Genomic DNA, 17,339 nt, shown 5'->3' with positions numbered 1-17,339 from the left:
TTTCTTGTCGTTGTCGTCGCGTCTACGAGCCAGAATCCACGGTCGGATCTGTGTGCGTCACAGGCCCAGGCCGCGTTCCACCAGCCACACGCAGCCACAGGCTGCGATCGCCAGCGAACCTCCGCGCACGACCACCGTCTGATACCGACGATGGTGCGCGGCCCATACGAGCGGCAGCATCACCAGGGTCACGAAGACCAGCTGCGCGAGCTCGATGCCGACGTTGAACGACGCCAGGGCCACCGCGCGATGACTCGCGGGTAGACCGACGTCGGCCAGCACCGACGAGAAGCCGAAGCCGTGCACGATGCCGAACGCCCCTGCGATCCACGGCTTCGCCACGCGGGCCTGCGGGCGGGCGACGTTGAGCGCGGCGACGGCGATGATCGAGGCTGCGATGGCGCTCTCGACCAGTTGCGACGGCAGCGAGACGACCCCGAGCGCGGCGAGTACCAGCGAGATGCTGTGCCCCAGCGTGAACGCGGTCACGACCCATGCGACGTCCCGCGCGGCGCGGCGCAGGCCTTCGCGTCGCGCGAGCACCCCCGCCGACAGCACCAGCGACAAGAGGAACAGCAGGTGATCGTAGCCGGTGACCAGGTGCACGGCGCCCTCGCGGACGAACGCGGTCGCGGTGCGCCACGCCGAAGGTGCGGTCGCGAGGGCGATCTCGCGTCGCTCGCCGCGGAGCACGTCACCGGTGCCGCCCGCCATCGCGACGAAGGTCTCGTGATCGGGATCCTCTGCGAAGACGGTCTCGTCGCGCAGACGCAGCCCCGTGGCGGGCTCGGGGCACGCGACCTCGATGCGCACGCGCAGCGCGTCGCGGCCATCCTGGGCGGTGATCTCGGGCGCTGCTGCGGTGCCGCGACAGCGACCGCCATCGGAGCTCACGGTGATGCCACCGGCGAGCCAGCCCCGCACCAGCGTCTCGCGGCCGAGCAGGCGCGCGTGCGAGGCCGACGCCGGCAGGCCCAGCGCGACCGCAGCGTCGACGGCGTCGACGGTGACGTCGAGGGTCGCGCCGGCGTCGTGGGTGACCACCGTGATGGTCTTCTTGCTACCCATGTGGGCCTGCGCGGTCACGGGCATCGCAGCGCCGACGAGCGCCAGCGCGAAGGGGGCCAGGAGGCGCGCCACCGCAGGGGTGGTTCGGGTGCGCTGCTCGACGTGGTGTCCCATGGGGTGGGCGTCTCCTGGCCTGACGACCGCGGTGCGGTCGGTCGGAGGCGGTACGACCGTGGTGCGACCGTGGATCGATGTGGGTGGGCGATTGCGGTCCCGGCCGCGAAGCGGTCGGCCGCGCGGGGGCCGAAGGCGGGCGAGGGCGGCTCGCACCACGACGGCAGCGGCCCCCGACTGCTACGCTGACCACCGCCCGTGATGAAGACGCCGCTGCGTGTCCTCGCCTCGGCCGTGGGCCTCGCCGCGTGCGGGCCCACGGTCACGCCGTCCACCTCGCCGACCGAGGCCGCGCTCGCGCGGCCCGACCCCCGCGACGTCACGCGCCCGGGGCTCGCACCGCCGCGGTATCGCGCCGGCTCGAAGGGGCCGCTCGAGCCCATCACCACCAACGCCTACGGCGCCTACGCCGATGCCCCGCACGCGCCGCAGCTCGGCGACGTCGCGCCCGACTTCGAGCTGCCGCTGGCGCGCGGCGGAAGCTTCTCACTCGCGCAGGCTCGCACGCGCGGCCCGGTCGTGATCGTCTTCTACCGCGGCTTCTGGTGACCCGCCTGCAATACGCAGCTCGGGGATCTGCGCGACAACCATCAAGCCTTCATCGATCGCGGCGTCCAGCTGGTCGCCGTCAGCGTCGATGCGCCCGCCGACTCGGTCGCGTGGGCCGATGCCAAGCACCTCGACTTCGATCTCGCGAGCGACCCGGACGAGGTCGTCATCGGTCGCTACGGCCTGGTGAACCCCGACACGCCCGAGCTGTCGCTCCACGCGATCTACATCGTCGATCCGCAGGGGCGCGTGTTCTATCGCAAGATTGCCCGGCGACGCGCCTACGCGGACGAGCTGCTCGACGCCATCGACTACCACTTCGGGCCCTGGCCGCGACCGTAGCCTCGAGGTTGCCTTTGGGGGCGCGGTCGCCTCGGCGGTGGTTTCACGGCTTGACAATCATTAACGATTGGGTTAAATAATTCAGCATGAAGCCCACGCCGCCCGATTGGCCGCGGATGTCCGCGAGCCTCTACTATCAGGACCCCCGCTCGGCGATCGACTGGATCGTGCGTGCCTTCGGTTTCGAGGCCCGTCTGGTCGTCGAGGGGGACGACGGCGCCATCCACCACAGCGAGCTCGTGTATGGCGACGCGCTGGTCATGGTGGGCGACGGCAGCGCGCAGAAATCCGCCGAGGAGCCGTGGCGCGAGCGGTGCGTCAGCCCCCGCGCGATCGGGGGGCGTTCGACCGCCGCGCTCGCGTTCTTCGTGGATGACGCCGATGCGCACGCTCGGCGCGCGCGCGAGGCCGGTGCGACGATCGTGCGCGAGCCGTCGACCAGCGACTACGGCGACGACTACTGGTCCGATCGCAGCTACGGCGCGCTCGACTGCGAGGGCCACCTGTGGTGGTTCATGCAGCGCGTGCGCAACAAGGGCGAGCCCCGCACGTGACCGCCGCTGCGCTCGACGCCACGCTGCTGGCGCTCGCAGACCCGACCCGCCGTGGCGTGGTCGATCTGCTCCGCCGTCGTCCCCACCGCGCCGGCGAGCTCGCCGACGCGCTCGAGATGAGCGCGCCCGCGATGAGCCGCCACCTCCGGGTGCTGCGGCGCTCCGGCCTCGTGCGCGAGGAAGGCCTACCGGAGGACGCGCGGGTGCGGGTCTACCAGCTCGAGCCGCGCCCATTCGCCGAGCTGCGGCGTTGGCTCGACGAAGTCGAGGCGTTCTGGTCCGATCAGCTCGAGGGCTTTCGCGCGCACGCCGAGCGCAGCGCGAGGCGGCGCCGATGACCACCCCACCTGGCGATGCGGCGCGCGTGAGTGTGGTGGTCCGCGTGGCGCGTGACGAGGCCTTCCGCATCTTCACCGAGGAGATCGACAGCTGGTGGCGTCATGGCCTCAAGTACCGGGTCGCGCGCGGCCGCAGCGTGATGGCGCTCGAGCCCGGGGTCGGCGGTCGCTTGTTCGAGCGTATCGGTGACGGCCCCGACGCCAAGGTGATCGCGACCGGCGAGGTGCTCGAGTGGGCCCCGCCGGCGCGACTGGTGCTGCGCTGGCGCGCGGTGAACTTCGCTCCCGCAGAGTGGACCACCGTCGAGATCGACTTCGAGGAACTCGACGACACCACCCGCGTGCGGCTGGTCCACCGCGGCTGGCACGCGATCCGCCCCGATCATCCCGCGCGGCACCGGCAAGCCGTGCCGGTGTTCATCCGCAGTCTCGGGCTGTGGTGGGGCGAGCAGCTCAGCGCCCTGCGCGAGCGCGTCGCCGTGTCTTGAGCACGCGCGCGCGTCGGCCGAGCGCCTCGCGTCCGCTTCACCATCGTCCGCGACGCCGACGCCGTCGCACGAGCGCGCCGAGCCCGAGCGCCAGCCACGGCGCAGCAGCACCAGGCGCGCTGCGATCCTCGACGCGGCACGCACAGCCACCGTCGTCGTCGGTGCCGCCCGCGGACGCACCGCCCGAGCTGTCGCCGCCGCCCGAGCTGTCGACCGCGCCGACCGTCGCGTCCCCCGAGCTCTCCGCGGTGTCGCTGGCGGAGACGGTATCGCTGGTGGTGGAATCACCGGAGTCGTCGACCCCGCCGCTGGTGGCCCCGCCTTCGCTCGAGCCCGCACCGCCGGTCGAGCCGCTGTCGCCACCGCTCGAGCCCTCGCCACCGCCCGAGCTGCTCTCGGCGGCGGCGTCGATGTTGCAGTTCGTGCAGCCGTCGTCGTCGACGTCGTTGCCGTCGTCGCAGTCCTCGATGCCGGTGTGCAGGAAACCGTCGCCGCACGCGGCGAGCTGGCACATCGTGCCCACGCAGATGTCGGTGTCGTCGGTGTTGCCGTCGTCGCAGGCCTCGACGCCGGCCTGTACGAAGCCATCGCCGCAGATCGGCGCGATGCAGCCCACCAGGCAGTCGTCGGCGTTGTCGGCGTTGCCGTCGTCGCACGGCTCGACGCCGACCTGCACGAAGCCGTCGCCGCAGGTCGCGGGCTCACAGGACAGCGGGCAGTCGTCGCCGTTGTCGGCGTTGCCATCGTCGCAGGTCTCGACCCCGGCGTGGAGGTAGCCGTCGCCGCACGAAGCCGGCTGACAGGTGTCGATGCAGTCGTCGGTGTTGTCGGCGTTGCTGTCGTCGCAGGGCTCGACGCCGATGTTGACGAAGCCATCGCCGCAGGTCGGCGCGATGCAGCCGACCAGGCAGCTGTCGTCGTTGTCGAGGTCACCGTCGTCGCAGGGCTCGACGCCGAGCTGGACATGGCCGTCGCCGCAGGTCGCGGGCTGGCAGTGGACGCAGGCGTCGTTGGAGGCGTAGTTGCCGTCGTCGCAGCCCTCGCCCTCGTCGAGCACTCCGTTGCCGCACGGCCCTGGCGGGGCACAGTCGGCCGCGAAGGCGAGTGCATTGTCGAACAACACGTAGAAGTCGCCGGTGAAGTCGTTGAACGAGGCGTCGGGGAAGATCGAGATGCCGATCACGCAGGCCTCGCCTTCGTAGCGCACCGCGACCGCGGGGTCGGGCAGGCCGAGGTTGTTGGTGCCGCTCCACAGCGCCAGCACCTCGGCCTCGGGCTTGGCGGTGGTGCCACCGCGGAAGCTGTTGGCGTGCAGCTGGGTGACGCCCGCGGTGATGGGATGATCGACGATGCTCAGCGGATCGACGTCGTCGCCGCTGTACTCGCACGCCCCGGCCTGCGCCGTCAGCGGGTCGTAGGACTCGAGCGCGCCCCACGTGCCGCCGAAGCTCGCGTCGCTGCGGTTCTGCCAGTAGAAGGTGCCGAGCACCACGCCGCCACCGGCGAGCACGTACTCGGCGAGCACGTCACCGACGCTGGCCGCGTTGGCGAACACGCCGTTCTCGAACAGCAGCACCGCGTCGTAGGCCAGCAGCTCGTCGAGTGTGGGCGTGACGTCGGCGTCCCAGCTCGTCAGCGTGTGGCTGGTGTTGACCCCGAAGTCGGCCGCGACGAAGTCGGCACCGGTGTTGGCGACGACGAGGATGTCGGCGGCCGCGGCCGATCGCGGGCTGAGCGACGCCGCGATCCACAGGGCCGTCGACGCGGCTGTGACAGTGAAGAGCCTCGGGCGCAAAGGGTTCGACACGAACGAATACCGCAGTGACATGTTGTCCAACGACCTCGACCACCGCAGTGTATCCGGCGGCGAGGGGGTTTGGGTTGGTCGACGGCCGGCCTTGGTGCGAGACTTTGTGCGGTGGACGATCGGGATGACAGCCGGCTCGCGGAGCACCTCCGGGGCGCGGCACCGGACGACTCGATCGAGCGGCGGGTGGTGCTGGCCCGCGTGCGCGCTGAGCTGGTCGCGGCGGTCTCGACGCCGCAACGGATCGGCCGCTTCGAGATCCTGCGGCGGCTCGGCGCCGGTGCCATGGGCACGGTCTACGCGGCGCGCGACGTCGAGCTGGAGCGCAGGGTGGCGATCAAGCTACTGCACGACGCCAGCGATGCCGAGGCCAGGCTCCGCAAGGAGGCCAAGGCGCTCGCGCGACTACGACACCCCCACATCGTCAGCGTGTTCGAGATCGGCAGCTTCGAGGGCCGCACCCACGTGGTCATGGAGCTGGTCGATGGCAGCGACGTCGGTGCCTGGCTGCGCGCGGCCCCCCGGAGCTGGCGTGAGGTGCTCGCGGTGTTCCTCCAGGCCGGACAGGGGCTGGCCGCGGCCCACGCCGCCGGCACGGTCCACCGCGACTTCAAGCCCGAGAACGTGCTGGTCGGCGAGGACGGCAGCGTACGGGTCGCCGACTTCGGCCTCGCACGCCACCGCACACCCACCGGATTCGCGGCCCTCGAGTCGCGCGGGCCCGCGACCACCGGCAGCCGCGATGGCGCGGTCGGGACCCCGGCCTACATGGCACCCGAGGTGATCGCGGGCGAGCGCGCCGGTCCCCACAGCGATCAGTTCTCCTTTTGCGTGGCGCTGTGGGAGGCGCTGTTCGGCGAGCGCGTCGGTTCGACCGCCGCGACGTCGGTGTTCGCGCTGCCGCCCCCGGCGACGGGTCGCGTGCCACCGCGGGTGCGGTTGGTGTTGCGCCGTGGTCTCGCGCTGCGCCCCGAGTCGCGCTGGCGTGACATGGACGCGCTGGTCGATGCGCTCGCGCGGACGCTGCGACGGCGCTGGTCGCCGCTGGCGGTGGCGTGCGCGCTGCCGCTGGGCTTCGCGTTGCTATCGGGCTCGGAGCCCGCCACACCACCTCCGTGCGACGCCCAGCTGCTGAGCGCGGCGTGGATGGACGACGAGCGCGAGGCGCTGCGCGACCACTACGCGCGTGCGTTCGACGGCGATGGCGCGCGCACCAGTCAGTTCGTGGTCGGGCGCATCGACGCTCGGGTGGCGGCGCTCGACCAACGACGTGGCGTGGCGTGTCGGGTCTTGGGGCGCGGCGGTGCCGACCCCGAGGTCGAGCTCGCGCAGCGACAGCTGGCGTGCCTCGAGCGCGCCGAATTGCAGCTCGCGGCCACGGTGGAGCAGCTGCAGCTGATGTCACGCGAGGCGCTGCTGTACGCCGCGCCGGTGCTGCCCGACGGTGGCGAGATCGCGGTCTGCGACGACCGCAGTCTGCTCGAGCACGAGCTCGAGGTGCCCGAGGACCGGCTCCACGATCAGCTCGATCTCTTGCGGCGACTGTGGCGTGCCGGCGCGGTGGCGGTCACCGGTGACAGCGCGGCCGCGCGCGCGGAGCTCACCGCGCTGGTGGAGCAGGCCCGCGCGCTCGGGCATGCGCCGACGCTGGCCTCGGTGCTCGTCGAGCAGGGCCGACTGCTGCACGGCGACGGCGACGACGTGGCCGCGCTCGCGGCCCTTCGCGAGGCGGTGATCGAGGCCGATCGCGGTGGCGCCGACGGTGTGCGTGCCGTCGCCCTGGCGCTGATGTCATCGCGGCTCGCCGACGCCCACGACTTCGAGGGGGCTCGTCACGCGCTCGCGCAGGCCGACGCGTTGCGGCTGCGGCTGTCGACGCTGCCGGCGTGGATGGCTGCGAGCGGCGAGCTGCGGCTCGGCTACGTCGAGAACGCAGCATCCGGGCCTGCCGCTGCGCTGCCGCACTACCAGCGCGCGCTCGAGCTGGCGCGCGCGGGCGGTGAGGATGCTTTCTTCATGCGCATGGACGCGCTGTCGGGGCTCGGTGCGGTCGAGATCGAACTCATGCGCATCGACGACGCCCGCGCGCACCTCGGCGAGCTGCTGGCCGTGGTCGGAGATCGGTTCGGCGACGAGCACCCCGACTACGGCCGCGCGCTGCAGGAGCTGGCGAGCTGTGACCTGCGGGTCGGCAATCTCGAGGACGCCGAGATCGGCTATCGGCGCGCACTCGCGATCCGCATGCGCAGCGTGCCGGCATCGGCGCTCGCCGTCGCACCACTGCGCATGAACCTCGCGATCGCGATGGCGGCACGCGGTCGCAATCGCGAGGCACTCGACGAGTTCCGTGGCGTGCTGAAGGTGCTCGAGGGCGCGCGCGGCAGCGACGACGGCGAGGTCGCGCGGGTACTGGTGAACATGGCCTTCACCCACCACGATCTCGGCGAGGACGAGCAGGGGCTGGCCGCCGCGACGCGGGCGTTGGCGATCCGCGAGCGCCGTCTGGGCGCCGAGCATCCAGCCACGGGCGCCGCCCACCAGGCGGTCGCGTTGACCGCCTCGGCGCTCGGCCACGTGCAGGAGGCCGAGTCGCACTTCCGCCGCGCGATCGAGATCGCCGAACGTGTCGAGGGTACGCCGGCGCGCTTCGAGCCGTTGCTCGGGCTCGGTGAGCTGCTGCTGGCGCAGGGGCGTGACGTCGAGCTCGTCGCGCTGGTCGGCGACGACGCTGCCTGCACACGCTCGGGGGCGGCGGTCTCCACCTGTGCTGGACTCGAGTTCCTGCGCGCACGCATGCTGCCGCGCGCGGAGCGGCTGCGGGCGATCGCCCAGGCCGAGGCCGCGCGCGCGCGGCTGGGGGCCGAGCAAGACGGAACGCTCGGTCGACGCATCGCGGCCTGGCTGCAGGCCCAGGGGGCGACCCCCGGCGGTCGCGGATGATGGCGAATTCGTGCCATCAGGACCCGTTTTTCGGCCCCGTCGAAGAATTCTCCCGTCGCCCGTGATCCGCGGCCGCGCTCGCCACTCTATCGCGCCGACCCTGCCCGAACGGCAGCGGCGAGGACCACCATGCGACGCGTTTCCATCCTTGCGACGACACTCCTGCTCTGTGCCGCCGCCTGCGATCCCGAGGGCGATGAAGCGAGCCGCGCGGCCGAGCTCGACGACGCGATCGTCGAGATCTCGCCCACGCTGTTGCCTGCGCCCGCCAGCTCCGACGACGCCGATGGCGACGCGCCGGTCGCCGACGTGCCGTTGGTGAGCCCGCTCGACCCGCAGGGCGATGGCGGCGCGACCTGTGTGAAGTACGGCACCGGCGGCACCGGCACGCTCAAGAGCAGCGCATGCAAGGCGGATGGACCCGTGTTCACGATTCCGCCCGAGTGGCTCGGCGAGGCGGAGAACCATACCTTCGAGACCGCACGGACGGCGTGCGCGGACTCCGGTCACGCACAGGTCGACGGCGGCGTCCAGCGCTGCGCCGCGGTCTGCGGTGCCGTCGGCAAGCTGCAGTTCACGGGCATCGGGCCCGACACCTGCGTCGATGACGTGGTGTTCGCGGTCAGTGGCCCCACGTGGAAGGCCGTGCCGGCCTCCACCTGCGCGGCGGGGCTGGGGCAGTTCCGTTACCAGGGCACCACGACCGCATCGTGCGGCTGTCGATGTCAGTAGCGCTCGACGATACGCAGCCGGTGGTGGAGCGACTGCCCGACGCGGCCAGCCTCGACCGCCGGCTCGTGTTCGCAGCGGTCGCCGGCAACCTGCTGGGCCACGATCTCGCGCCGGTCACGGTCGGCCGCTTCGTGGTGCTCGAGCGGCTCGGCAGCGGCAACTTCGGCACGGTGTGGCTGGCGTTCGACCCCAAGCTGCAGCGACGCATCGCGCTCAAGCTCGCCAGTGCGTCGGTGGTCGACGCGCCCCTGCGACTCCGGATCGAGCGCGAAGCACAGGCCGCCGCGGCGCTGTCGCATCCCAATGTCATCACCGTCCACGACGTCGGCGAGATCGACGATCGCCTGTACATCGCGATGGAGCTGGTGGTGGGCGTCACGCTCGCGCAGTGGACCCGCGCGGCGAAGCGACCATGGCGGCAGGTCGTCGAGCTGTTCGTCCGGGTCGCCGACGGTCTGCAGGCGGCGCACGACGCCGGCGTCACCCACCGCGACTTCAAGCCTGACAACGTGCTGGTCGATCGCGAAGGACGGCCGCGCATCGTCGACTTCGGCCTCGCGCGGGCAGGCAGCGGCGGCGGGCTCGGGCTCGGTCCGCGGCGGCAGGGCGCGCCCTCGCAGTCGACCACCAGCGGCGGCGACGGCAGCATCGCGGGCACGCCTGCGTACATGGCTCCCGAGCAGTTCGCCGGCCGCGACGTCGGGCCCAAGAGCGATCAGTTCGCCTTCGCCGTCGCGCTGTTCGAGACGTTGTTCGGCGCGCGGCCGTTCGCGGGAAGGACCATCGCCGAGCTCGCGACCGCGGTCACGCGGGGCCAGCGAGCGCCGGTGGTGACGCGCGGCGTGCCGCAGGCGGTGATGACGGTGTTGCGTCGCGCGCTCGCGGTCGACCCGTCGCAGCGCTTCGGCCAGATGTCCGACCTCCGCGACGCGCTGCAGCGCGCGCTCGCGCGTCGTGGTCGCGTGGCGCTCGGAGTCGGTGCCGCCGCGCTCGCCGGTCTCGGGCTCGCCGCGGGTGTCATGGCCGCGCCCGCCGCGGATCCCTGCGCCGACGTCGGCGACGAGTTGGTCGCGCTCTACTCGCCCGCCCAGCGCGAGCAGCTCGCGCGGCGGCCGGGCAGCGCGGCGGCGGCGGTCCTCGAAGACCTCGATCGCTACGATGCGCGCTGGCGCAGTGCGCGGGTCGACGCCTGCGAAGCGACCCTCACGCGCGGCGAGCAGTCCCACGAGCTCATGGACCTGCGCGTCGCGTGTCTGGCACAGCGCAGCGTTGGCTTCGGCGCCTTGGTCACCGCGCTGCTGAACGAGGACGAGGTCGCGGCCGGTCGCGTGCACGCATGGTTGGATCAGGGCGTCGACGCGCTCGCGCGCTGCGACGACGCCACCTGGCTGCGCAGCGATGGCCACCTGCACCTGGCGACGCGCACCGATCGGGGCGCCTCGCTGGCCGCCGATGCCGGCTGGGTCGAGCAGGTGTCACGCATCGACGCGTCGCGCATCGAGCAGATGCTCGGCCACTACGCCCGCGCGCGCGAGCTGGCCCAGGGCGTCGCCGACGAGGCTGCCGCCATGGGGCTGCGCGCCATCGAGGCCGACGCGCGCATCCAGCTGGCGAGCCTCGCGATGGAGCTGGGCGAGACCGACGGCGTGGCCGCCAGCCTCGATCGCGCGGTCGCGCTCTCGCTGGCGGCGGCCCCCGCCGACACCACGATCGATGCGCTGCTGCGGCGGGTCGAGCTCGATCAGCGGCAGGGCCGCGTCGACGGTGAGGCCAACGTGCGGCTTGACGTCGCCGAGGCCCTGCTCGCGCGCGTGCCCGACGACGACATCCGGCGCGCGCGGGTGCTCGAGGCCCGCGGGCTGGTCGCGCAGGAGCGCGGCGACATGATCGCAGCGCAGCATCTGCTCGAGCTCGCCCTCGAGCTGGCCATCGGCGCCTACGAGCCCGGCCATGCCAATGTCGACGCGCTTCGCAACAACCTCGCGGGGGTCCTGCTCGCGCGGGGGCAGAACGAGCGCGCACGGGCGCTGTGGCAGGAGGCGATCGCCTCGACGCGTGCTCGACCGGAGACGCCCCCGGCCGATCTCGCAATGCCGGTTTTCAATCTCGGCATCGCGATCCTGCGGCTCGGAGATCTCGAGGCTGCGGTGGCCCAGTTCGCCGAGGCGCGGGCGCTGTGGATCGACGCGTTCGGGCCCGAGCACCCGCTGGTCGCGCTGGCGCAGGCCTGCGAGGCCGAGGCCCTGCGCCGCGCGGGCGAGCTCGAGCGCGCGCGGACCCTGCAGGAGGCGGCGCTGGCCCTGCGCGAGCGGACGCTCGGCGAAGGCCATCCCGACGTCGCGTTCTCCCTCGAGGAGCTGGCGGAGATCGATCGCGCCGAGCGGCACTTCGCCGACGCGCACGCGCGTCTCGATCGCGCCTACCAGCTGCGGCTCGCGGCGACCGGGCCCGATCACGTCGACCTGGCGTACACACTGGTGCCGCTGGCGACGTTGCTGTGCGACGAGGGCCGGCCCGCGGACGCGCTGGCGCCCATCACCCGTGCCCTCGAGCTGCGCGGGCGGCCGGGCCTCGATCCGGCGCGCATCCCCGGGCTGCACGCGATCGCACTGCGGGCGATCGTCGGCGCCGCGGCCCGGTATCGCTAGCGGGCCCGTACCCGCACCCGCCCGTCGCACCGGCGAGGCCGAGGCCAGCGCAGCGGGGAGAATCCCGCTACGATTGCCCTCTCGCATGGCCGATTCGACCGTCCTCGACAGCCTGCAGGCCCTGTTGCCCACGCTCGACCGCGAGCTCGAGGACGCGGTGCCGGTGGTGCGACTGCGCCTCGAGGACGGCCGGCAGCTCGACGTGTTCCGTGCCGATCGCGTGCGCGAGCGGCCGATCGCGTGGCGCATCCGTGGCTTCGTCGGTGACATCCGCCCCACCGAGTTCGTGGCGGTGCTGCTGGGCGCGCTCGACGGGCGCGCGGTGCTGACGATGGCCGCGGATCCGACGCAGCCCGACGCCAGTGCCGGCGGACAGGTCGTGCAGGTCGCCGTGGCCAACCGCCGCATGGCCGACCTGGTCGACCTGGTCGCGGCGCGCGTGCGGGCGCGCTTCGGACCGCCGACGGCGTCGTGACGCACGGGCTCAGGCCGGGGTGCCGAGCAGGTCGCGGATCGACGCCGCCCAGCGATCGAAGGCGACCATGGTCGACTCGACCAGCGCCGGGTTCTCGGCCAGCTCGCGGATCTTGCCCTCGAGCTCCTCGCGGGCCCGTCGCAGCCGACTCTTGGCCGTGCCCTGCGGCACGTCCATGATCTCGGCGATCTCCTGCGTGGTCAGCTGCTCCCAGTAGAACAGCTCGATCGCAACCTGTAGCTCGAGCGGCAGCGCCCGTAGGGCCCGCAGCAGCAGACGCTGCTCCTGCTGACGCGCGACCACGGCCGACGGCGAGGTGCCCATCGCCTCGACCGACATCGAGCCGGGCTCGAACAACACCGCCTCGCGCTGACGCTTCTCGTAGTGGTGGTACAGCTCGTTGCGCGCGACCGTGAAGAGGTAGGTGCGGAAGCTCGACTGCTTGCGGAAGTTGTCCTTCGCGGCGATGCAGGCGGTGAACGTGCGCTGGATCAGGTCGTCGACGCCCTGATCGAGCTTGTTGCGGAAGAAGCGATACAGCGCGTCGAAGTGGCGTCGCAGCAGTGCGTCGCCGGCCGCTCGATCGCCCGCGCGCCACCGGTCGAGCACCACGAAGTCGTCATCCATCGCCATCTCAGGGTAGCGATCGCGCTCGCCGGCGCCAAGCCGGCGGAGCAGGCGGAGGTAGGAACGGTCGGGGGCACGGGGCGGGCGCGTCATCGTGGCGGAGGCGGGGCGGGACCGGGCGGTGCGGTTGCACGCTCGCGAGTTCGCACCTCGACCACGTAGGAGTCGCGAGCACGCCCGCGGATCACGGGCCGCTGGCGGCCCTGGCGTCGCTACGCCGGCACAGCGCATCCGCGCGGGTTCAGCCGCACTGCGCGACCGCCGTCAGGCCGCCGCCGCAGCGATCGACGTTGGCGGGCTCGCAGTGGTCGACCGCGCCGCTGGCGGTGCAGGTCAGCACGGCACTCGCACACTCGCAGTCGGTGCCGCGATTGCAGCACACCAAGCCCTCGCAGGTGTCGACCTCCGAGGTCGCGTCGTCGGGCGCCACCACGAAGGCCGCGCAGCGGCAGCCGCCGTCGGCGAACGCGAAGCACCGCGGTGTCGCGCACGTACACGCGAGGCCGTCGTCGCAGCACTGTTGGCCTGCCTCGCCGCATGCTGCCGCGCTGGCCCAGCCCGCCGGTGCGTCGAAGTGGCCACACGCGCAGACGTCCCCGCCGGGCGACGCGACGCAGCCGTCGTCGTCGCCCTCCGACTCGCTGTCCCCGCTCGTGGCGGGGGCGGGCCCGCCGTTGCACGCCGCGGCCGCGGCCACGGCGAGGCCAACCGCGAGGCCAACCGCGCGTGCGAACCAGGTGGGAGTGCACCAACTCGGGACCATCGAATCCGGCAACACGGGCAAGGTCAGCCTGATACCATGCCAGACACCGTGCCGGACACCACACGTGGCACCTGGGCTGCCACGCGGGACGCGAGAGCAAGATCATGATCTCCCGCATCGACAAGGACCACAGCCGCTTCCGCGAGATCGTCCGCGGGAAGATCCGCCAGAACCTGCGCAAGTACATCTCGCGCGGTGACCTGATGAGCCGCAAGGGCCAGGACACCGTGACGATCCCGATGCCGCAGATCGACATCCCGCGCTTCACGCTGGGTGGCAATCAGAAGCAGGGGGTCGGGCAGGGCGAAGGCGAGCCCGGCGATCCCGTCGGCGGCGATCCCCAGCAGGGCCAGGGCTCGGGCAAGGCCGGCGAGGGCGAGGGCGAGAAGAGCCTCGAGGTCGAGGTCACGCTCGACGAGCTCGCGGCGATCCTCGGCGAGGAGCTGGGGCTGCCCCGCATCGAGCCCCGCGGCACGCAGTCGCTCGACACCAAGAAGGACCGCTACGTCAGCCTGCGACGCACCGGCCCCGAGAGCCTTCGATCGTTCAAGGCCACCTTCAAGCGCGCACTGCGGCGGCAGGTCGCCAGCGGTACCTTCAAGAAGGACTTGCCGATCATCGTGCCGATCCGCGAGGACCGGCGCTACCGCAGCTGGCGCACCGACCCGCGGCCCCAGAGCAATGCGGTGATCATCTATATGATGGACGTGTCCGGCTCGATGGGCGACGAGCAGAAGGAGATCGTGCGCATCGAGTCGTTCTGGATCGACACCTGGCTGCGCAGCCAGTACCAGGGCCTCGAGTCGCGCTACATCATCCACGACGCGACCGCGCGCGTGGTCGATCGCGAGGTCTTCTTCCGCACCCGCGAGTCGGGCGGCACGATGATCAGCTCGGCCTACCGCGTGTGCTCCGATCTCATCGAGAAGGAGTTCCCGCCCGAGAACTGGAACATCTACGCGTTCCACTTCTCCGACGGCGACAACTGGTCGGTCGATGACACCGCGACCTGCATCAACCTGCTGCGCGACACGCTGCTGCCGGCCTGCAACCAGTTCGGCTACGGCCAGGTCGAGAGCCCCTACGGCTCGGGCCAGTTCATCAAGGACATCCGCGCCGCGTTCCCCAGCGATCCCAAGCTCGTGACCAGCGAGGTCACCGGCAAGGACGACATCATGGATTCGATCCGCGAGTTCCTGAAGGGAGGCCGCTGATGGCCCCGCTGCCGCCATACCTGCGCGAGCTGCAGATCGAGATCCAGGGCTACGCCGACGCCTACGGGCTCAGCTACTTCCCGCAGGTCTTCGAGATGGTCGACTACCGGCAGATGTGCGAGATCGCCAGCTACGGTGGCTTCCCCGTGCGCTATCCGCATTGGCGCTTCGGCATGGAATACGACCACATGGTCAAGAGCCACACCTACGGGCTCTCGAAGATCTACGAGCTGGTGATCAACACCGACCCTTGCTACGCGTACCTGCTCGAGGGCAACAGCCAGGTCGACCAGAAGCTCGTGATGGCCCACGTGTACGGCCACAACGACTTCTTCCGCAACAACCAGTACTTCTCGCGCACCGACCGGCGCATGATCGATCTGATGGCGAACAACGCCGCCCGCGTGCGGCGCTACATGGACCGCCACGGTGTGAACACGGTCGAGAGCTTCATCGACAACTGCCTCTCGCTCGACAACCTCATCGATCCGTGGCTCGCCTATCGTGATCCACGTCCGCGCGCGGCCGAGCCGACGCCCGAGGTCCACGACGACGACCGCGTGCGGCTGCAGAACCAGCGCACGTACCTCGAGGACTACATCAACCCGCCCGAGTTCGTCGCCGAGCAGCGCCAGCGCCAACGCGAGAAGCGGGAAGAGGCCAAGCGAAAGAACCCGCTGCAGCCCGAGCGCGACGTGCTGGGCTTCTTGATGCAGTTCGCGCCGCTCGAGTCATGGGAGGCCGACGTGCTCGGCATCCTGCGCGAGGAGGCCTACTACTTCCTGCCGCAGATGCAGACCAAGATCATGAACGAGGGCTGGGCCAGCTACTGGCACTCGCGCATCATGACCGAGAAGGCGCTGCGCGATGACGAGGTCATCGACTACGCCGACGTCGTGTCGGGCGTGTTCGCCAGCGCGCCAGGCCAGCTGAACCCCTACAAGCTCGGCGTGGAGCTGTACCGCGACATCGAGCGCCGCTGGGATCAGGGCAAGTTCGGACCCGAGTGGGAGCGCTGCGATCGGCTCGACGAGCGCACCGGCTGGGACAAGCGCCTGGGCCTCGGCAAGGCCAAGATCTTCGAGGTCCGTCGGCTCTACAACGACGTCACCTTCATCGACGAGTTCTTCACGATGGACTTCGCGCGCGAGCAGAAGTACTTCACGTTCCAGGAGAACCGTCGCACCGGTCGCCTCGAGATCGAGAGCCGCGAGTTCGATCAGATCAAGCAGCGTCTGCTGGGCGCGCTGACCAACTTCGGCCAGCCGTTCATCTACGTGGTCGATAGCAACTACCTCAATCGCGGCGAGCTGCTGCTCGGCCACCGCCACGAGGGCACCGACCTCAAGCTCGACTACGCCCGCGACACGCTGCGTGCGGTCGAGCGGGTGTGGCGACGCCCGGTCGCGCTGCTCACCGTGATCGACGACAAGCCCAAGCGCATCCGCTTCGACGGCAGTGAAATCGGCATCGCCGAGGAGCCCGAGGCCTTCAAGGTCTGAGGCCTGACGTCGTCGTTCTTCGGCTGCGCGCGCGGCCGAAGAACGGGTGGACTCACCCGGCGAGGCGTACCCGCACCGGCTCGGCGACGGCGGCGGTCTGGTGGAACCGGTGGACGCGCTCGATCAGCGGCAGCGTCAGCGCGTTGCCCTTTGCGAACAGCACGTTGCCACTGCGCGTCACGAGTGGTTCTTCGAGCACCATGCCCGGCCGCAGCTCGGCGATCTTCACCGAGACCACGGCGTCTTCCTCCCTGAGGGCCTGGAAGTCCTGCAGCAGCTCGACCAGCGGTCGTAGCATGGGTGGGAGCGTCGCAGCCAGCGCGCGCGCGATCTGGGCGACGCGCAGCACCGGCGTGACGTCGTGCAGGACCGCCAGCGCGACCTGGATCATCGCCGCGCCGCGGGCGATGTCGTCGAGCAAGCGCGGCGGTGGGGGCTCGAGGTGTCGCCGCACCATCTCTGCGACCTCGCGGAAGCGCGGCACCTCGGCGAGCAGACGCGCACCGATCTCGGGTACCGCCAAGACCTCCTGCTGCTCGGCCGCCGTCAGCTCGGCGCCCGAGAGTCGGCGCTCGACCAGCTCCGCCGGCAGTGCGATGTAGCCGAGCCCGTGCAGCATCGCCGCCGCGCGATAGCGCCACGGCTCGTGGAGCTCGAGCTTGGTGCACATGTGCTCGACCATGCTCGCGACCAGCGGCGCCTCGCGGAAGTACGACGGCGCGGTGAGGTGGAGCACCTCGACGAGCAGCTTGATCGAGCCGCTGACCGTGGTGTCGAGCAGCTCGCGCTCGGCGAGCACGCGGCGCCTGGCCTCGGCGCCGGCCTCGATGACGCGGCTGAGCTCGTCGACGGGGCACGGCTTCACGAGGTAGCGGAAGATCTGGCCCTCGTTCACCGCCTCGCGGGCCGACTCCGCGTCGGACTGGCCGGTGAGCAGCACCCGCGCGGCATCGGGGGCCAGCGCCCTGGCGTGGCGCAGGAACTCTGCGCCCGACATCTTGGGCATGCGCATGTCGGAGATGACGACGTCGAAGTCCTTGCACGCCTCCAGCGCCTCGATGCCGGCGGCGCCACCCTCGGCGGTGACGATCTCGAAGTCCTCGCCGAGGTTGCGCTCGAGCCCCTCGAGCACGCGTGGCTCGTCGTCCACACACAGCACACGGATCTGCGCAGACATT

The 17,339-nt window shown here is 71.4% G+C and carries 16 protein-coding genes; 11 read left to right on the top strand and 5 right to left on the bottom strand.

Features of this window, described 5'->3' with window-relative positions:
• Positions 1 to 57: 57 nt before the first annotated feature.
• On the bottom strand, positions 58 to 1,182 hold the full coding sequence (locus IPH07_11505) for a HupE/UreJ family protein (GenBank protein ID MBK6918017.1): 1,125 nt from the start codon (positions 1,180 to 1,182) through the stop codon (positions 58 to 60).
• Positions 1,183 to 1,383: 201 nt separating this feature from the next.
• Between IPH07_11505 and IPH07_11500 the strand changes: the two genes are divergently transcribed.
• From IPH07_11500 to IPH07_11480, 5 genes are all read left to right on the top strand, one after another.
• The gene (locus IPH07_11500) at positions 1,384 to 1,731 is read left to right on the top strand and encodes a redoxin domain-containing protein (protein MBK6918016.1); all 348 of its coding nucleotides are present in this window, start codon (positions 1,384 to 1,386) and stop codon (positions 1,729 to 1,731) included.
• Between the two features lie 27 nt (positions 1,732 to 1,758).
• On the top strand, positions 1,759 to 2,073 hold the full coding sequence (locus IPH07_11495) for a peroxiredoxin family protein (GenBank protein MBK6918015.1): 315 nt from the start codon (positions 1,759 to 1,761) through the stop codon (positions 2,071 to 2,073).
• Between the two features lie 86 nt (positions 2,074 to 2,159).
• Positions 2,160 to 2,627: a VOC family protein gene (locus tag IPH07_11490; GenBank protein ID MBK6918014.1), complete on the top strand. Its 468-nt coding sequence runs from the start codon at positions 2,160 to 2,162 to the stop codon at positions 2,625 to 2,627.
• Positions 2,624 to 2,965: a transcriptional regulator gene (locus IPH07_11485; protein ID MBK6918013.1), complete on the top strand. Its 342-nt coding sequence runs from the start codon at positions 2,624 to 2,626 to the stop codon at positions 2,963 to 2,965. The genes IPH07_11490 and IPH07_11485 overlap by 4 nt, the downstream gene beginning before the upstream one ends.
• Complete coding sequence (locus IPH07_11480) at positions 2,962 to 3,453, top strand: SRPBCC domain-containing protein (GenBank protein ID MBK6918012.1); 492 nt, start codon at positions 2,962 to 2,964, stop codon at positions 3,451 to 3,453. The genes IPH07_11485 and IPH07_11480 overlap by 4 nt, the downstream gene beginning before the upstream one ends.
• 37 nt (positions 3,454 to 3,490) lie before the next feature.
• Here the strand turns inward: IPH07_11480 and IPH07_11475 are convergent, their stop codons facing one another.
• Positions 3,491 to 5,281: a DUF4215 domain-containing protein gene (locus IPH07_11475; protein ID MBK6918011.1), complete on the bottom strand. Its 1,791-nt coding sequence runs from the start codon at positions 5,279 to 5,281 to the stop codon at positions 3,491 to 3,493.
• Positions 5,282 to 5,371: 90 nt separating this feature from the next.
• On the opposite strand from IPH07_11475, the gene IPH07_11470 reads away from it, so the two are divergent.
• The 4 genes from IPH07_11470 (at position 5,372) to IPH07_11455 (ending at position 12,055) form a co-directional block, all read left to right on the top strand.
• On the top strand, positions 5,372 to 8,200 hold the full coding sequence (locus IPH07_11470; protein MBK6918010.1) for a protein kinase: 2,829 nt from the start codon (positions 5,372 to 5,374) through the stop codon (positions 8,198 to 8,200).
• A 129-nt stretch (positions 8,201 to 8,329) separates the two neighbouring features.
• Entirely contained in the window at positions 8,330 to 8,932 is a 603-nt protein-coding gene (locus IPH07_11465) for a hypothetical protein (GenBank protein MBK6918009.1), read from the top strand.
• Entirely contained in the window at positions 8,923 to 11,580 is a 2,658-nt protein-coding gene (locus IPH07_11460) for a serine/threonine protein kinase (GenBank protein ID MBK6918008.1), read from the top strand. The genes IPH07_11465 and IPH07_11460 overlap by 10 nt, the downstream gene beginning before the upstream one ends.
• An 85-nt stretch (positions 11,581 to 11,665) precedes the next feature.
• Positions 11,666 to 12,055 (top strand): hypothetical protein, encoded by a 390-nt coding sequence (locus IPH07_11455; protein ID MBK6918007.1) that lies wholly within the window; start codon positions 11,666 to 11,668, stop codon positions 12,053 to 12,055.
• Positions 12,056 to 12,064: 9 nt separating this feature from the next.
• On the opposite strand, the gene IPH07_11450 is transcribed toward IPH07_11455, so the two are convergent.
• Together IPH07_11450 and IPH07_11445 are read right to left on the bottom strand one after the other, a co-directional pair.
• A complete protein-coding gene (locus IPH07_11450) occupies positions 12,065 to 12,682 on the bottom strand; it encodes a sigma-70 family RNA polymerase sigma factor (GenBank protein MBK6918006.1) in 618 nt (205 codons plus the stop codon).
• A 241-nt stretch (positions 12,683 to 12,923) separates the two neighbouring features.
• The gene (locus IPH07_11445) at positions 12,924 to 13,379 is read right to left on the bottom strand and encodes a hypothetical protein (protein ID MBK6918005.1); all 456 of its coding nucleotides are present in this window, start codon (positions 13,377 to 13,379) and stop codon (positions 12,924 to 12,926) included.
• Between the two features lie 170 nt (positions 13,380 to 13,549).
• Here IPH07_11445 and IPH07_11440 point away from each other — a divergent pair, with 170 nt between their 5' ends.
• Both IPH07_11440 and IPH07_11435 read left to right on the top strand, forming a co-directional pair.
• Positions 13,550 to 14,659 (top strand): DUF444 family protein, encoded by a 1,110-nt coding sequence (locus IPH07_11440; protein MBK6918004.1) that lies wholly within the window; start codon positions 13,550 to 13,552, stop codon positions 14,657 to 14,659.
• Positions 14,659 to 16,161, top strand: coding sequence for a SpoVR family protein (locus IPH07_11435; GenBank protein MBK6918003.1), 1,503 nt, complete (start codon positions 14,659 to 14,661; stop codon positions 16,159 to 16,161). Before IPH07_11440 ends, IPH07_11435 begins: the two co-directional genes overlap by 1 nt.
• A gap of 52 nt (positions 16,162 to 16,213) precedes the next feature.
• On the opposite strand, the gene IPH07_11430 is transcribed toward IPH07_11435, so the two are convergent.
• The gene (locus tag IPH07_11430) at positions 16,214 to 17,338 is read right to left on the bottom strand and encodes a response regulator (GenBank protein ID MBK6918002.1); all 1,125 of its coding nucleotides are present in this window, start codon (positions 17,336 to 17,338) and stop codon (positions 16,214 to 16,216) included.
• Position 17,339: the final 1 nt, after the last annotated feature.

The organism is Deltaproteobacteria bacterium, assembly GCA_016709225.1.
Classification (GTDB): Bacteria; Myxococcota_A; Polyangia; order Nannocystales; family Nannocystaceae; genus Xiheibacterium; species Xiheibacterium phototrophicum.
Note: the sequence above shows the minus strand (reverse complement) of the source record. Positions and strands in the feature narration are given on the sequence as shown.

What these genes read in the sequence shown, in the direction of transcription:
- IPH07_11500 (MBK6918016.1), top strand. Translation starts at nt 1,384, where the DNA reads ATGAAGACGCCGCTGCGTGTCCTCGCCTCGGCCGTGGGCCTCGCCGCG.
- IPH07_11440 (MBK6918004.1), top strand. Translation starts at nt 13,550, where the DNA reads ATGATCTCCCGCATCGACAAGGACCACAGCCGCTTCCGCGAGATCGTC.
- IPH07_11465 (MBK6918009.1), top strand. Translation starts at nt 8,330, where the DNA reads ATGCGACGCGTTTCCATCCTTGCGACGACACTCCTGCTCTGTGCCGCC.
- IPH07_11490 (MBK6918014.1), top strand. Translation starts at nt 2,160, where the DNA reads ATGAAGCCCACGCCGCCCGATTGGCCGCGGATGTCCGCGAGCCTCTAC.
- IPH07_11435 (MBK6918003.1), top strand. Translation starts at nt 14,659, where the DNA reads ATGGCCCCGCTGCCGCCATACCTGCGCGAGCTGCAGATCGAGATCCAG.
- IPH07_11480 (MBK6918012.1), top strand. Translation starts at nt 2,962, where the DNA reads ATGACCACCCCACCTGGCGATGCGGCGCGCGTGAGTGTGGTGGTCCGC.
- IPH07_11505 (MBK6918017.1), bottom strand. Translation starts at nt 1,182, where the DNA reads ATGGGACACCACGTCGAGCAGCGCACCCGAACCACCCCTGCGGTGGCG.
- IPH07_11450 (MBK6918006.1), bottom strand. Translation starts at nt 12,682, where the DNA reads ATGGATGACGACTTCGTGGTGCTCGACCGGTGGCGCGCGGGCGATCGA.
- IPH07_11430 (MBK6918002.1), bottom strand. Translation starts at nt 17,338, where the DNA reads ATGTCTGCGCAGATCCGTGTGCTGTGTGTGGACGACGAGCCACGCGTG.
- IPH07_11455 (MBK6918007.1), top strand. Translation starts at nt 11,666, where the DNA reads ATGGCCGATTCGACCGTCCTCGACAGCCTGCAGGCCCTGTTGCCCACG.
- IPH07_11475 (MBK6918011.1), bottom strand. Translation starts at nt 5,281, where the DNA reads ATGTCACTGCGGTATTCGTTCGTGTCGAACCCTTTGCGCCCGAGGCTC.
- IPH07_11460 (MBK6918008.1), top strand. Translation starts at nt 8,923, where the DNA reads ATGTCAGTAGCGCTCGACGATACGCAGCCGGTGGTGGAGCGACTGCCC.